Genomic DNA, 14956 nt, shown 5'->3' with positions numbered 1-14956 from the left:
CACTGCAGAAACCCTGTATACAGTTTTTATAAATATTTTTGAAAAAACGCTTCAGACATTGAAGCCAAAAGAAACCAAATAAATGGCCAGATCTTATAAGATACATAAATCATACCACACATCCCATCACAACACCACAAAAAACCATCCCAAAAATTCGACATCCCTCCAGGCGTCCAGCAACGCGCCGACGCTCTCAACCTCCCGTCAAACCACAAACAATCTCAGCCTTTCCTCCCAGCCATCCAGCACAGTGCGAGATTTGCAGCAGAAGTCCGGGTGCCGTCGTTTCGCCTGGTCATACTAAGCGTCTGAGGTGTCTCACGGAGCGGCCGGCCCATAACTCGCCATGTACGCTGATGCGTACCTGGTTCAGACAGATGGGCCTTACCCTGCGGCTTGTGGCTGCCGGGTACCTCTCCGTGAGCCACCTCACACGCTAAGTATGAACCAAGGCTCACTCCAAAGCACCTGGACTTCTGCTGCAAATCTCACACGTCCGTCTGCGTCACCTTGCCCCCACCAAACACCTGTGCTATAATCAAACTAATCAAAAAACCGAGGTAAACCACACATGAATAAAAAAGAAATCGCAGAAATAAAAAAACAGTTCACCCCCGACCGATGTTCCATCACCCGCATCTGCGGCTGTTACGTAGACGGCGAAAAAAACAAAAAAACCGAACTCAAAGAAGCCTTTTTATCCTTATCAGAAGAAGAAACTTTCAAATACTTCGACATCTTCCGAAAAACCCTCACCGGCACCATCGGAAAAAACCTCATCAACATGGAATTTCCTCTGGACCAGGAAGCGGAAGGCGGAACCCAGAACTTCCTTATGAAGCTTCGTGAAAGCAAACTCACCGACGACACCCTCACCGAAGCCTTCTACGACAAAATCATCGAAAACTACGACTATGGTGAAAACTACTACATCATCCTCATCCACGCAGTCTACGATATTCCCGGCAAATCCTCCGACGGAGCCGAAATGTTCGACGCCTCCGATGAGATCTACGACCATATCCTCTGCAGCATCTGCCCGGTCAAGCTCTCCAAGGCAGGCCTGCACTACAACGCAGAGACCAACAATATCGAAGACCGTATCCGTGACTGGCTGGTGGAAATGCCTGACTGGGGATTCCTTTTCCCGCAGTTCAACGACCGCAGCACCGACATCCACGGGCTCCTCTACTACACCAAAAACGCCGAAAACCTCCGTTCCACCATGATGGAAGAAGTCTTCGGCTGCACCACACCACTGTCCGCAGCAACCCAGCGTGACTCCTTCAATGCTCTGGTAGAAGAAACCCTTGGCGATGACTGTGCCTACGATACAGTTCTTGAGATCCACGAAAAGCTCAACGATCTCATTGAATCCCAAAAAGACGAACCGGAACCAGTTGTTCTCACCAAGTCCGAAGTAAAGCGTCTCTTTGAAGAATGCGGTGTGGAGGACGACAAGCTTCAGAATTTTGACGAACAATACGAGCTTGCCGCCGGGGAAAAATCTTCTCTGGTAGCTTCCAACATCACCAACACCAGAAAATTCGAGATCAAAACTCCGGATGTCGTGATCCACGTAGCACCTGACCGTGCAGACCTGGTCGAGACCCGCATCATTGACGGACGGAAATGCCTGGTCATCCCAATGGAAAGTGAGGTAGAGCTCAATGGAATCCGTGTCAGCGCACTGAATCCGCCGGAAGAAATTTCTGACATCTCTCTCTCCAACGCTGAAAACGAATCAGAAGAAATACCTTTTTAACCAAATCAAGTAAGTCCCCTGCGGGGTTGCGAAAAGCAATAAGCAGTGGGTGGGGACTTGCTTGTATCAGGAGGAGTGCAAGAAGCTCCTCCTGATAAACTGCGGAGCAGTTATTTGGTGTAGAGCTACATAGCGAAGCGGATTGCGAATATCCGCTTGACCATAAGGAGGATCTTATGAACAATAAAAAAATCTTATTCTTCGACATAGATGGAACTCTGCTCACTCCACATCCTTTCACAGTTCCGGAAAGTACAAAGCTCGCTCTCAAAAAAGCACACGAAAACGGCCATCTTCTCTTCATCAACACCGGCCGCACCAAAGCCATGATGCCGGAAGAAATTTCCGAACTCCATTTTGATGGCTATGTATATGGCTGTGGAACCCACATTTACATGGATAACAAACTTCTTTTTTTCCGTACAGTCCCCAACCTTCTGTGCAAGGAGACCGTAGATCTTCTCCGAAAATGTAAGATCGAGGCAATGTTCGAATCCAACACTGCGATCCTGTATGACGGAGCCTCTCCCGCACAGTCCGAATTCGGAGCCAGAATGCGAAAAGAGATTCCAATGACTGACATCACCAAATTTAACCGTGAGGACGCCTGCACATATTCCTATGATAAATTCCTCGCACATATGCTGCCGGACTCTGACGTAGAAAAATTCCGTAAATTCTGTAACGATCATTATACTGTTTTTGATCATGAAGATGGCATCTGGGAAGTAACCCAGAAAGGCACCAGCAAGGCAACCGGAATGGAATTTCTCCTGGATCGTTTTTCCATCCCGAAAGAAAACTGCTATGCATTCGGAGACAGCCCAAACGATCTCCCCATGCTGAAAGCAGCCGGTATCAGCGTCGCCATGGGAAATGCTTATGGGGGCATCGAAAAAAACTGCACCTGGCAGACAAGCGCAGTTGATAAAGATGGCATTTATCATGCATTAGAGCATCTGAATCTGATCTGATAATTACATCCCGCTCATGAACGCAAAACGGGAAGTGTACTATAAATCGTACACTTCCCGTTCTTTTATCTTGTCATATTCCGTATTTTATTTCTCTACCTCAGGTGTAGCTGTAGTCTCCGCCTCAGTATCTGTCTCTGCAGTCTCATCCTCTGCTGCAACCGTAGTCTCACTCTCCTCAGCCGCCGGTGTCTCCGTTGCCTCTGTTTCGGCCTCAGATGCTGCCGGTGTTTCGGTTACTGCTGTGGAATCTGCTGCTGCGGAGTCCTCAGCTGCCGGTGTCTCTGTCACATTCGGATCCGGTGTAGGTGTCGGAGTCTGGATTGTAAAGCTGTGATTATCTGTGATCTTAATCTTCTTGATCAGTTTTTTCTCTTCTTTGATGTCGGCTTTTTTCTTCCATCCATCTGTAGTATCGTTATAAAAATCATCCTTCTTGGTATTTGTCAGAGACTCTTTCTTACTCTCTGTTGCTGTTTCATCATTCTTGGAATCCAGTCTTACCACATACCATACGGAATCTGTCTTGATAATCTCCTCGTTCAGTGCACCTTCATCCAGTTTTCTTAATGCGGTACGGACCTCATCCGGATAAGTAGTTCCGTTAGCCGCACTGTCATCGCCTTCCTCATAAGTCGGACAGGTACCGGTTGTTGCTGTCATATCTTTAGAAATCTCATCTCCAAGAGTATTGAAGTCTGCAGTAGGATCTTCTTTAACCTTGTCAAAGAATTTCTGGAGATTCTCTTTATTTGTCTTGATATCATCATCAGAAAGATCATCTCCGCTGACCTTCGCGCTTGCATAGCTGAAAGACATCTGCTGATATTCTTTCTCATCCAGCTTCACGTCTGCCTTGGCCTCAATGGCGTCTTTCATTTTCACATCGTAAGTCTCAAGCTCCAGGAAAGTTTTCACCATATCTTCATCAACTGCAAGCTCTGCAATTGTCTCATCAGAGTTTGCTGCAATAAAGTTCTTGGCAGCTTCCTCAAGAGCCTTCTGCTCATCCTCGGAGATCTCCACATTATACTCGGAAGCGTGCTCCTTCTCCAGGCACATTTTCTCAACAGTCTCAACGGATGTTGTTACCGCATTCTCACCGTAAGTCTCATCGGAATCATCACCCATCTTGGTACTCCAGATAGACATGTCGCTTCCGCCGCCAAGATACATCCTGTACATAGCCTCAGCCTGTGCCTGCTGCATACGTGCCGCAAGACTTACAACACCAAGCGGGATCTCCTGCTTATTCACTGTCACTGCAGTCTTTGTGCCGTCGAGTTTTTTATTTCCGCAGCCTGCCATCATTCCTGCTGCTGTAACGCAGACAAGAGCGGTAACTGCCGCTTTTTTTACTGAATTTTTCATTTCATCCTCCATCTATCCGTCCATAAAAATCACGGTCCGGCTCTTATTCCATAATGCTTAATTATAAACGTTTTCCTCTTTAAGAGCAAGGAATTTCACGAACTTACACGACATTTCACAAATTATCCACAAGTCTTTCCGGGAAAATATCCGGTATCCACAGACCGGATGTTTTTTCCCGTGGATAACCCTAAGCTTAGCTGATTCTTCCCTTTACTCCAGTGGCTCTGCCAGTTTTGCCAACTCCCCCGCAAACTTCATCAACTCTTCGATCAGCCTTCCCTGTGGTGTCAGGATAAATTTCGGCTCATGATCAGCCTTAAACTGCAAACCTCTCCGGTACTGCGCCATAATAGCCGGGATACCTGCGGGATCCAACTTCGCTTTTTCGTAGAGCGTGATCCGGACATCTTTTCCAAGCTGCTTGATCTCCGTCACATATCCCTGATGAGCAAGGGCCTTCAGTCTTGCAATGGCAAGAAGATTCAGTACTGCTTTCGTCGGCTCACCAAAACGGTCGATCAGCTCTTCCAGCATATCGTCATACTCCTGCTGACTCTCAATACCGGCAATTCGCTTGTAAATATCCAGTTTCTGAAATTCGTTGCTGATGTAGGAATCCGGAATAAATGCATCGATATTAAGATCAATGGTCGTCTCAAAATCATCCATAGTCTGGATTCCCTTAGCCTCCTTGACAGCCTCACTGAGCATTTTGCAGTAAAGGTCATAGCCCACCGCATTCATATGGCCATGCTGCTGAGCTCCAAGAAGATTTCCTGCTCCACGGAGCTCCAGATCCTTCATAGCGATCTTAAAGCCGCTTCCAAGATCCGAATATTCCCGCATGGCGCTGAGTCGCTTTTCCGCTGTCTCCTGAAGCATCTTATTCTTCGTATACATCAGAAACGCATAGGCAGTACGGTTAGAACGTCCTACACGTCCGCGAAGCTGATACAGCTGAGAAAGACCATATCGGTCGGAATCATGGATGATCATGGTATTTACATTGGAGATATCCAGTCCCGTCTCAATAATGGTAGTGGAAACCAGTACATCCACATCTCCGTTGATAAAATCATACATCACCTGCTCCAGTTCCCTCTGGCTCATCTGACCATGGGCAAAATCCACCCTGGCTTCCGGCACCAGCTTCGATATGCGAAAAGCTACCTCCGCAATATCATTAACCCGATTGTATACATAATAAACCTGGCCGCCACGTCGAAGTTCCCTGCGGATAGCCTCCCGGACAGTCTCCTCATCATATTCCATAACATACGTCTGGATCGGCACACGGTCCATAGGCGGCTCTTCCAGAACACTCATGTCACGGATACCAATGAGACTCATATGAAGAGTTCGGGGAATCGGAGTTGCAGTCAGTGTCAGCACATCCACATCTTTTTTCATCTGCTTGATCTTTTCTTTATGAGTGACACCGAAACGCTGTTCCTCATCAATGATCAGAAGTCCCAGATTCTTAAATTCCACATCTTTGGAAAGAACCCTGTGAGTACCGATCACAATGTCCACCTGGCCTTTTTTGATCCCCTCGATGGTCTTTTTCTGCTGGGCAGAAGTACGGAACCGGCAGAGAAGATCCACTTTCACCGGAAATTCCTTCATACGCTGCACAAAGGTGTTGTAATGCTGTTGGGCAAGAATGGTAGTGGGCACCAGATAAACGACCTGGCGGCTTTCCTGAACTGCCTTAAACGCAGCTCTCAAAGCAACCTCCGTCTTACCGTAACCAACGTCACCACACACAAGACGGTCCATGATCTTGGTACTTTCCATGTCCTTCTTGGTATCCTCGATGGCTGCCAGCTGATCCTCTGTCTCCTCATAAGGAAACATTTCTTCAAATTCCTTCTGCCAGACCGTATCCGGGCCACAGACATAGCCCTCTTTTTCCTGGCGCACTGCATAAAGCTCCACCAACTCTTTTGCGATATTTTTAACCGCACCCCGGACACGGCTCTTGGTCTTGTTCCACTCCTGTCCGCCAAGTTTATTCAGCTTGGGTGTTTTTGCATTTTCGGAAGATCCGGAATATTTCTGCAAAGCATCCAACTGGGTTGCCAGGATGTAGAGATTGCTGCCACCACGGTACTCAATCTTGATGTAATCTTTTACAACTCGGTCCACTTCCACTTTTTCGATTCCACGATAAATTCCAAGTCCATGTTTTTCGTGGACAACAAGATCCCCGATGGAAAGCTCCGCAAAATCCTGGATACGGTTTCCACTGTACTTTTTCTTCTTTTTGCGCTTCTTCTGCTCTTTGCCGAAAATGTCTGTTTCCGTCATCACCGCAAATTTGATCAGCGGATACTGGAAACCACGGCGCGCATGGCCATAAACAACCATGATCTCGCCGGGGCTTATGATACGGTCTGTATCCTGGCTGTAAAAAGCATTCAGGCCTTCCTCTGAGAGATCCTTTGCCAGACGCTCTGCCCTTGTCCTGGAACCGGAAAGCAGGGCGATCCGGTACCCCTGGCTTTTATACTGGAGAAGATCTTTTACCAGAAGTTCAAAACTGCTGTTGTAAGAATCCACAGATTTCACTGTGAGATCAAATTCCTCATTGATCTTCCAGCCAGAACGTCTCGGAGAAAGTGCGGACACAGCCACACAGTTCCGTCTGTTCAGTTTCTTCTGTACTTCCTGAAAACCGCAAAGCCACTGCTCTGGAAGGTTCGCCTCTCCTTTTTCCTCCCTGTGCATACGGCTCTGACGGTACTCTTCCTCCACACCCTCACCGTTTTCTGCCAGATGGTTCAGCTCATCCAGAAACAGCAGCGTTTTTTCTTCCGGAAAATAATCCAGGAAAGATACCATATCCTCGCTGTCCATCTTTTCTGTAGCCGGATAAATGGTGATCTCATCTATATTTTCTAGAGATCTCTGGCTTTCTGCATCAAAACTTCGAATGGAATCGATCTCATCATCCCAGAGTTCAATACGCCATGGATTCTCCTCCGTCAGCGGATAGATATCAATAATCCCACCCCTCACGGAAAACTGTCCCGGAAGCTCCACCTGGCCAGCCCGCTCATATCCCAGATCCACCAGATCTGCTTTCAGCTGATCCAGATCGATCACACTGTCACTTTTAAAATGAAGAAGACTACTTTTGATCTTTTCCAGGGGCATCAGAAAATCCATGCATCCGTCTATGCTGGTAACCACCGTCACTTCTTCCTGTTCCAGAAGTGCCCGGATCACACGCATCCGCTGCCGGATCAGAAGATTTCCATGAATGTCTGCCTGAAAAAACAGAAGATCTTTTGCCGGATAAAAATATACATTTTTGTCATAGAAGCGGTAATCCTCATAAATTTCCTTTGCGTTACGTTCATCATCCGCAAGGATCAGATGACATGGAAAAAGCCCGGAAAGTCCATACATCAGATGGACTTTCTGGGACTCCATACATCCGGAAACATTAAGAATTCCGCGGTTTGCGCCACAGCGCTTTTTTATTTCTTCAAACTCTGCAAGGCCCTGCAGAGGCTGCAAAAATGCTTCCATACAAACCTCAATTCTTAGGCTTTTTCCTGTTATACTTATTCATCGCCGCATCCACGCCCTCGGACAGGATCATTTCTACGGCCTCTGCCGCATCATTAATTCCCTCGTCCACAAGCTTGCGGTCGCTGTCCGAAAAATGACCCAGCACAAAATCTGCCAGATCCCAGTCTTTCGGTTTCGCACCAACACCAACACGGATACGGATAAACTTCTCAGTTCCAAGACGACGGATAATATCCTTGATCCCGTTATGTCCGCCTGCACTGCCTTTTTTGCGGATACGAAGCTGTCCCGGTTCCAGATCGATATCATCGTAGATCACGATCAGCTCTGTCTCCGGATCGATCTTGAAATAGCTGGACATCTCCTGAATCGGACCGCCGCTTAAATTCATATAGGAAAGCGGTTTCATCAGAATGGCTTTTTCACCGCCGATGATGCTTTTTCCATACATGGCATTAAATTTTACGCCGCCCTGTGGGATATTATGCTTCTCCACAAGGCAGTCGATGGTGTCAAATCCCATGTTGTGGCGGGTAGCCTCATACTGCTTTCCCGGATTTCCCAAACCTGCAATTAAATACATAAAAACTCCTCAGTTAGTTGAAATATACCATCTCATCAGCAAGAGGCTCGCATACTTCCACATGCTCTGCATAAAGTACAATACCCTCTCCCTGGTATTCCATTCTCTTCTCAAAAGCAACCTTTGCGGTAACTTCCACCCACTGACCTTCTGCGATCTTCGGGGCAAAAGCGCTCTTGCAGATATATCCCAGGAATGTGGTATCATCTGCACAGCATGTCATGGCAGTTCTTCCTGGAACAAAGAATTTGCTTCCCATTCCACGCGGTTTCAGGGCACGTGCCTTGAAATGAACGGTTTTTCCCACATAACGGTCTGGGTGATCCATGGAATCCACAAACCAGATACCATAATCTTCCGGAAGGATATCGATCACCGGCGCATCAATGTCAAATGGCATCTCATCCTCAAAAAGATCGCCAAGCTCGCCTTCCTCATCCTCAAAGATGATCTCCGCACGCTGGTTAACTACCTTGATGCTTCTTCTGTAGGAAGGAAGCGGATCCTCTTCCTGACAGCGGTTAAAGATAACCATATCTGCATTACGGACCATGTCCATAAAAAGGGACTTCATGTTGGCCATATAAACCTGGAATGTGCTGGCATCCACACAGGTAATGTGCTGTTCCACACCCCAGCCCGCCGGTTTTTCCATCTCTTCAAACTTGCTTACCAGCCACATGCCATTGTACTCAATAATCACACGTTCCGGCTGATGCAGGATATCCATTGCCGCAAGTCTCTCCGGTGTCAGTTCTTCCTCGCTGTCGATAACCTCCACAACGGTGTTGCTCTTTTTCAGGGCTTCCTCATCATACTCCTCTTCTCCTTCTTCGCAGAGGATAAGAAGTGTTTTTCCCTCAACCTGAAAATAATCCTGCTGCAGGGTAAAGCTCAGGAAAGAGGTCTTGCCACTTTCCAGAAAACCTGTGATCAGATAAATGGGAACTTTGATCTCTTCCATAAATTTATCCTGTAAGATACTATCCGTTAATCCGGACAGTATCCATTTCCTTTCTGTAATATAAAATCTGAAAAATTTCTCTTATGTTCTGTTTTTATGCGATTCCAAAAAGCTCTTCCAGAGCATGCTCGTCAAGTTTGGAACCGATCACGCACAGACGGCCTGTATATTCCGGTGCGCCCTCACGGATCTCGGTTTCTTCCGGAACCATATCAAAATAGATCCATGTTCCGTCCTCTGCCGGAAGCATTCCTTTTGCACGGAGGATGATACCATATTTGTCAGACTCGGAAAGTGCCTCAAGGATCTTCTCAAGTCCCTCACGTGTGAATTTTTTAATTGTCTCACGGCCCCAGCTTGTGAAGACCTCATCTGCATGATGGTGATGATGGTCATGTCCACAGCCGCACTCACCGTCGTGGTGATGATGGTGCTCATGGTCATGATCATGGCCGCAGCCACACTCGCCGTCATGGTCGTGATGATGATGCTCGTGCTCGTCATGGTCGTGGTCATGGCCGCAGCCGCACTCCTCGTCATGGTGATGATGGTGCTCATGCTCTTCGTGATCATGGTCATGGCCACAGCCGCACTCCTCATCATGGTCGTGGTCATGGTGATGCTCATGCTCCTCGTGATCATGGTCATGGCCGCAGCCACACTCGTCATCATGATGATGGTGATGATGCTCATGCTCTTCCTCAAGCATTTCCTGCTCCAGAGATACCGGATGCTCCATAACCTCTACCAGTTTCTTTCCGTCAAGGTTCTCAATCGGAGTTGTGATGATGGCTGCATCTTTATTCAGGCTGCGAAGAAGCTCCAGGGACTCCTGAACTTTCTTCTCAGTTGCGATATCTGTACGGCTCATGATGATGGCGCCTGCATACTGGATCTGATTGTCAAAGAACTCACCGAAGTTCTTCATGTACATCTTGCATTTCTTGGCATCAACAACAGTTGTATAGCTGTTCAGTTTGATGTCAACCTCATCCTGAACACCCTGTACAGCTTTGATAACGTCAGAAAGTTTACCAACTCCGGATGGCTCGATGAGGATTCTGTCCGGGTTGTATTTGGTAACAACTTCTTTCAGGGAAGTACCGAAATCTCCAACCAGTGAGCAGCAGATACATCCGGAATTCATCTCACGGATCTGGATTCCGGCCTCTTTCAGGAAGCCGCCGTCAATACCGATCTCACCAAACTCGTTCTCGATCAGCACGACCTGCTCACCCTGAAATCCGTCTTTCAGAAGTTTTTTAATCAGAGTTGTTTTTCCGGCGCCAAGGAAACCGGAGATAATATCAATTTTTACCATTTTGTATACACTCCTTTTAACGTAGTTTGACCAGGAAGCGTTTATACCCCCTGGTTGTATCCTGTTATGATCATGATGACAGAGAAAAATTCGTGTTTCTTTCTCTGCTATCATTATATCCAATTTGTAAAACAGACATTCATGTTCTGTTTTGCATCCAGATTAAGACAGGGATGTGAAAAGCTCACATCCCTGAAAATCGTTCCTCTTATCAGCCGTTGATCATAAAGCTCATAAGTTTGTCGATGTCCTCTTTCTCTGCTGCAACGATCTCAAGTTCCGGGATCTCACCGCCGGAGAAGATGTTTGCAAGAGATACATACTGAGAAAGTTTGGATTTCAGGTTCAGTCTGTCTCCCTCTCCTGTTACAAGCTCTACTCTGCCCTTGCAGCTGTCAACTACCTCAAAAAATTTATCGATATCTGTAATATGTGTTACTTTCATTTTCAAAATCTCCTTTCTTAATTAAAGGGCTGTTCTTAACTCTTTCCGTTAGATTATACCCCAGTGTTTTTAAAAAAGCAATCCCCGCCGGGCAAAAACACTTCACAGATATTTCCTGTAAATAACAAATTCCTTTGTCACATTTCTTCAATCTCAACGGTACAGTCTTTTCTTCCTTTGTTCCATTTCATAAGATAAACTTTAAATCCAAGAGAATCTCTGGCAATGGTAAAAGGTTCCTCCCTGAGCACTTCCGACTCTGTTCCCTGTTTTTTCAGTTCTGCCTGTTTTCCCCGGGCTTTTTCCACCAGAACTTTCAACTGTTCATCCGCTTCTTTTCCAAAAGAACGATCTCCGTATCCGGCAGAAGCCTCCTGCAGTTTCCCGGAAAGGCACATTGTCACCTGGATGTGTTTTGTGCAGTGAAGCATTCCTGCCAGCTTCCGTGCTACCCATTTAAACGGAAATCTCCGATAGATTCCAAGCCATCTCACAAAAGTGCGGTCTCCTGCCTCATGTGCAATTTCTTCCATTACCGAAACAGCTCTTTCTGAAGGAATCCACGGATCTTCCCTGGGGACAATATATTTCTCCGGAACAGCCGGATAACAGCAATAATTCAGCGGCGGAAACTCCACCAGTGCAGAAAGTTTCTCCTCCAGAGCATTGCAGCTGTCCCCGCCAATATAATCATATTTGTCACGGAGGATGGCCAGACGGTACTCCAGCTGCCGCAAGTATTCATATCCTTTGACCCAGAAATGACCGATCTGACTGTAATCGTAGAGATGTTTTTCCAGAGTCAGGGTTTCAAAAAACAGTGTCACTACCGAATCGTCCTGGTGCACCACCAGAATGTATTCCCTGCCCTGATGGCTTAAGTCTGCCAGGATCTCCTCTTCATAGTCTGGCTTGTATACACCGGTCATACGGGCATTTCCGAAGACGAGAAAACTTTCTACCGCGTCGTTCATAAGATACACAAGACGTATCTCCCCATCCTGTACATAAATATCCTGAGAATCTTTTTCATTTACTGCAACCAGCTCAAACTGATCTTCACCAAGCAGCTCTGCAAGCTTCTGAAAAGCATCTGGCAACTCTTCAAAAGCCTTCTCGGAAACGTATCTCTCCGGCGCTGTTTTTCCCGCAGTATTATTTCCAGTATTCATCAATTACCTCTTTGTTCAGTTTTTCTCCGATGACGATCATGATCTCCTGGCCAAGTTTCGTTGGCTGGATACAGATCTCATGGCGGGTGGCATTCAGCTCCAGCCACTGTCCGTCTTCTTTCTTAAGAAAACCTTTTACGCGGAAAACATCTCCGCAGGACGGGTCGTTCAAGATCTTTTCTGCTGTTTCCCGAAGTTCCTCTTCGCTCTTATGAACATTCATAAAAAACAGGGAATCAAATCCACCGCCTTCTGCATAGGATTCTTTCACATAATCTTCTGCCACATACCTGCAGTTCAAGATCTTTTCCAAATCTTCGTCTGTAAAATCATCCCAGTTTTTATCCATGATTTCGCTGTCCAGACGGCGCTTACACTGGATCTGACCAAGTGCACGGTTGAGATGTTCCTTTGTGCTGTGGATCTCTTCCTCTGTAGCTTCCTGACTCCTGCTCAGAAGTACGCAACCTGCATCTGCCACCTCAGAAGCCAGCAGATAATCCGCTTCCGCAGAAAAATCCTCCGCAAGCTTGGCATCCACAATAGCGATCACATTTCCGATCTCATACCACTTATCCAGTGGTTCCTCATGGAGGGCGTCAAAAAACTCATCCACATCAAAGATTCCGGATGGTTCCACGATCACACGGTCATAACCGCACATTCCCATGGCGATCAGTTTTGTCTTAAATCGACGTCTGTGACAGTCCGCGTCACATCCACCAGAAACCATCTCCAGCTCACAGTTGTCTCCCATCAGATCCTGAAGCAGCATCATATCCACATTTACTGCCCCGAAATCATTTTCCAGGATACCGATGTTCATGCCTTTTTTCAGAAGATAGGAGGCATATTTTTTTATAAATGTTGTCTTCCCGGATCCGAGAAATCCGGTTATCAGATCAATTTTTATCATATTTCTTCCTTTACTTTATCTCAATAATACTCCTGTCCGGCAGACACCGGACTGTTACCAGTATATAATCTTTTGCCCACAAAGAAAAGAGGCGGCCCTGAAAAATCTTCTCAGAACTGCCTCTTTCCGGCTATTTTACCCTTTTATGATTATGTATGAAGATTACTTTGTAAACAGATCTACCAGATCCTGGCCATCGTCATAGCCCTGATCTTTCAGCTCCTGAACAAACCACTCATCTACGCCGTCTACCGCTTCTTTGAAGGAATCGATATCCATGTCAGCTTTCTCTGTGAAAGTCACACCGTTTTTGTCTGCCCAGCGTGCTTTGATCTCATCATCGCTGGAACGGTTGATATAACGCTCATACTCTACGGCTTTCTGGCCGCACTCATCAACAACAGCCTGCTGCTCCGGTGTCAGTGCATCGTAAACATCCTGGTTGATACAGAAGAACAGACAGTCATAGATGGCATCCCACATGGAGCAGTATGGCTGTACCTCCTGTACACTGGCTGCATCGATGGCAGGCAACGGATTCTCCTCGCCCTCTACCGTATTCTGCTGAAGTGCTGTGTAAGTCTCGGACCAGTTCATATTTGTGGCATCTGCGCCCCATCTCTTATAGCACTCCATAAGAAGATTAGAGCCGGCTACACGAACCTTCAGATTCTTCATATCATCTACAGATTTTACCTCATGCTTGCTGTTTGTCAGCTCACGGAAACCGTTCTCTGCAATACCCATGCAGTGGAGTCCGTAGCCGTTAAGGATCTCCTTCAGCTTATCTCCGGCCTCGCCGTCAAACTTCGCATCTGCATCATCATAGGAATCATAAATGAACGGCAGGGATACCACATTAAATCTCGGGTCAAATGCAGAGTAGATCAGATTGGAATGCATGGAGATCTGTACCGGATCTCCGTTCATCAGTGCCTGGATTCCCTCGGACTGGTTTCCGTTTGTCAGCTGATCCGCTGCGTAAATGTTAACCTTGACCTTTCCTCCTGTAGCTTTTTCCATGAGCTCACCGAACTTACGTCCTCCGTCAGCCCAGGTGCTTGTCTCTGTTGTGGAGCATGCAAAGTTCCAGGTTGTCTCAGGCCAGTTCAGATCACTGTAATCCTCCACGGTATCTACAGAATCCTCTGTAAAAAGATCTACCAGATCCTGTGCATCGTCATAGCCTGCACTCTTAAGCTCGTTTACAAACCAGTCGTCGATTCCGTCTACTGCTTTCTTGAAGGAATCGATATCCATATCCTCTTTCTTTGTAAAGGTCACACCGTTGCTCTTCTCCCAGCGGCTCATGATCTCTTCGTCGCCGGAACGGTTGATATAACGCTCATACTCAACAGCCTTCTGGCCTGCCTCATCAACAACCTGCTGCTGTTCCGGTGTCAGGCTTTCATAAATATCCTGGTTGATGCAGAAGAACAGACAGTCATAGATTGCATCCCACATGGAGCAGTACGGCTGTACCTCCTGTACGCTGGCTGCGTCGATAGCCGGCAACGGGTTCTCCTCGCCCTCTACCGTATTCTGCTGAAGTGCTGTGTAGGTCTCGGACCAGTTCATATTTGTGGCATCTGCGCCCCATCTCTTATAGCATTCCATGAGAAGATTGGAACCGGCCACACGAACCTTCAGGTTCTTCATGTCGTCTACTGTTTTTACTTCATGCTTGCTGTTTGTCAGCTCACGGAAACCGTTCTCTGCGATTCCCATACAGTGAAGTCCGTACTCACCAAGGATTTCTTTCAGCTTTTCTCCGGCCTCACCATCAAATTTTGCATCTGCGTCATCGTAAGAATCATAGATAAACGGCAGGGATACTACATTGAATCTCGGGTCAAATGCAGAGTAGATCAGATTGGAATGCATGGAGATCTGTACCGG

General features: G+C 46.9%; 11 protein-coding genes. 2 read left to right on the top strand and 9 right to left on the bottom strand.

Going from position 1 to position 14956, the window contains the following annotated elements; translation table 11 throughout:
* Positions 1-574: 574 nt before the first annotated feature.
* Both G5B12_RS03125 and G5B12_RS03120 read left to right on the top strand, forming a co-directional pair.
* Positions 575-1768 (top strand): DUF4317 domain-containing protein, encoded by a 1194-nt coding sequence (locus G5B12_RS03125; protein WP_118071349.1) that lies wholly within the window; start codon positions 575-577, stop codon positions 1766-1768.
* A gap of 176 nt (positions 1769-1944) precedes the next feature.
* Complete coding sequence (locus tag G5B12_RS03120) at positions 1945-2742, top strand: HAD family hydrolase (protein ID WP_174087724.1); 798 nt, start codon at positions 1945-1947, stop codon at positions 2740-2742.
* Positions 2743-2829: 87 nt separating this feature from the next.
* Here G5B12_RS03120 and G5B12_RS03115 read toward each other — a convergent pair whose 3' ends face one another.
* The 9 genes from G5B12_RS03115 to G5B12_RS03075 all read right to left on the bottom strand — a co-directional run.
* Complete coding sequence (locus G5B12_RS03115) at positions 2830-4113, bottom strand: FKBP-type peptidylprolyl isomerase (protein WP_174087723.1); 1284 nt, start codon at positions 4111-4113, stop codon at positions 2830-2832.
* Positions 4114-4326: 213 nt separating this feature from the next.
* Positions 4327-7653 carry a transcription-repair coupling factor gene (gene mfd, locus G5B12_RS03110; RefSeq protein ID WP_174087722.1) on the bottom strand — a complete coding sequence of 1109 codons (3327 nt, stop codon included), beginning with the start codon at positions 7651-7653 and terminating at the stop codon, positions 4327-4329.
* A 7-nt stretch (positions 7654-7660) separates the two neighbouring features.
* Complete coding sequence (pth, locus tag G5B12_RS03105; protein ID WP_021977127.1) at positions 7661-8239, bottom strand: aminoacyl-tRNA hydrolase; 579 nt, start codon at positions 8237-8239, stop codon at positions 7661-7663.
* Between the two features lie 13 nt (positions 8240-8252).
* A complete protein-coding gene (locus G5B12_RS03100; protein ID WP_021977126.1) occupies positions 8253-9203 on the bottom strand; it encodes a TIGR03943 family putative permease subunit in 951 nt (316 codons plus the stop codon).
* Between the two features lie 94 nt (positions 9204-9297).
* Positions 9298-10524, bottom strand: coding sequence for a CobW family GTP-binding protein (locus G5B12_RS03095; RefSeq protein WP_118071352.1), 1227 nt, complete (start codon positions 10522-10524; stop codon positions 9298-9300).
* Between the two features lie 211 nt (positions 10525-10735).
* Positions 10736-10969, bottom strand: a complete 234-nt coding sequence (locus G5B12_RS03090; RefSeq protein WP_174087721.1) for a polya polymerase — start codon at positions 10967-10969, stop codon at positions 10736-10738.
* Between the two features lie 137 nt (positions 10970-11106).
* Positions 11107-12141, bottom strand: a complete 1035-nt coding sequence (locus G5B12_RS03085) for a DUF3878 family protein (protein ID WP_118062307.1) — start codon at positions 12139-12141, stop codon at positions 11107-11109.
* The gene (locus G5B12_RS03080; RefSeq protein WP_173762727.1) at positions 12125-13057 is read right to left on the bottom strand and encodes a GTP-binding protein; all 933 of its coding nucleotides are present in this window, start codon (positions 13055-13057) and stop codon (positions 12125-12127) included. The genes G5B12_RS03085 and G5B12_RS03080 overlap by 17 nt, the downstream gene beginning before the upstream one ends.
* A 162-nt stretch (positions 13058-13219) precedes the next feature.
* A partial coding sequence (locus G5B12_RS03075) for a DctP family TRAP transporter solute-binding subunit (RefSeq protein ID WP_174087720.1) occupies positions 13220-14956 on the bottom strand: 1737 nt, incomplete at its 5' end.

The sequence above is a fragment of the Blautia sp. MSK.20.85 genome (assembly GCF_013317245.1).
Lineage (GTDB): Bacteria > Bacillota > Clostridia > Lachnospirales > Lachnospiraceae > Blautia_A.
The sequence above is the reverse complement of the archived record's forward strand: the minus strand, read 5'-3'. Positions and strand labels throughout refer to the sequence as shown.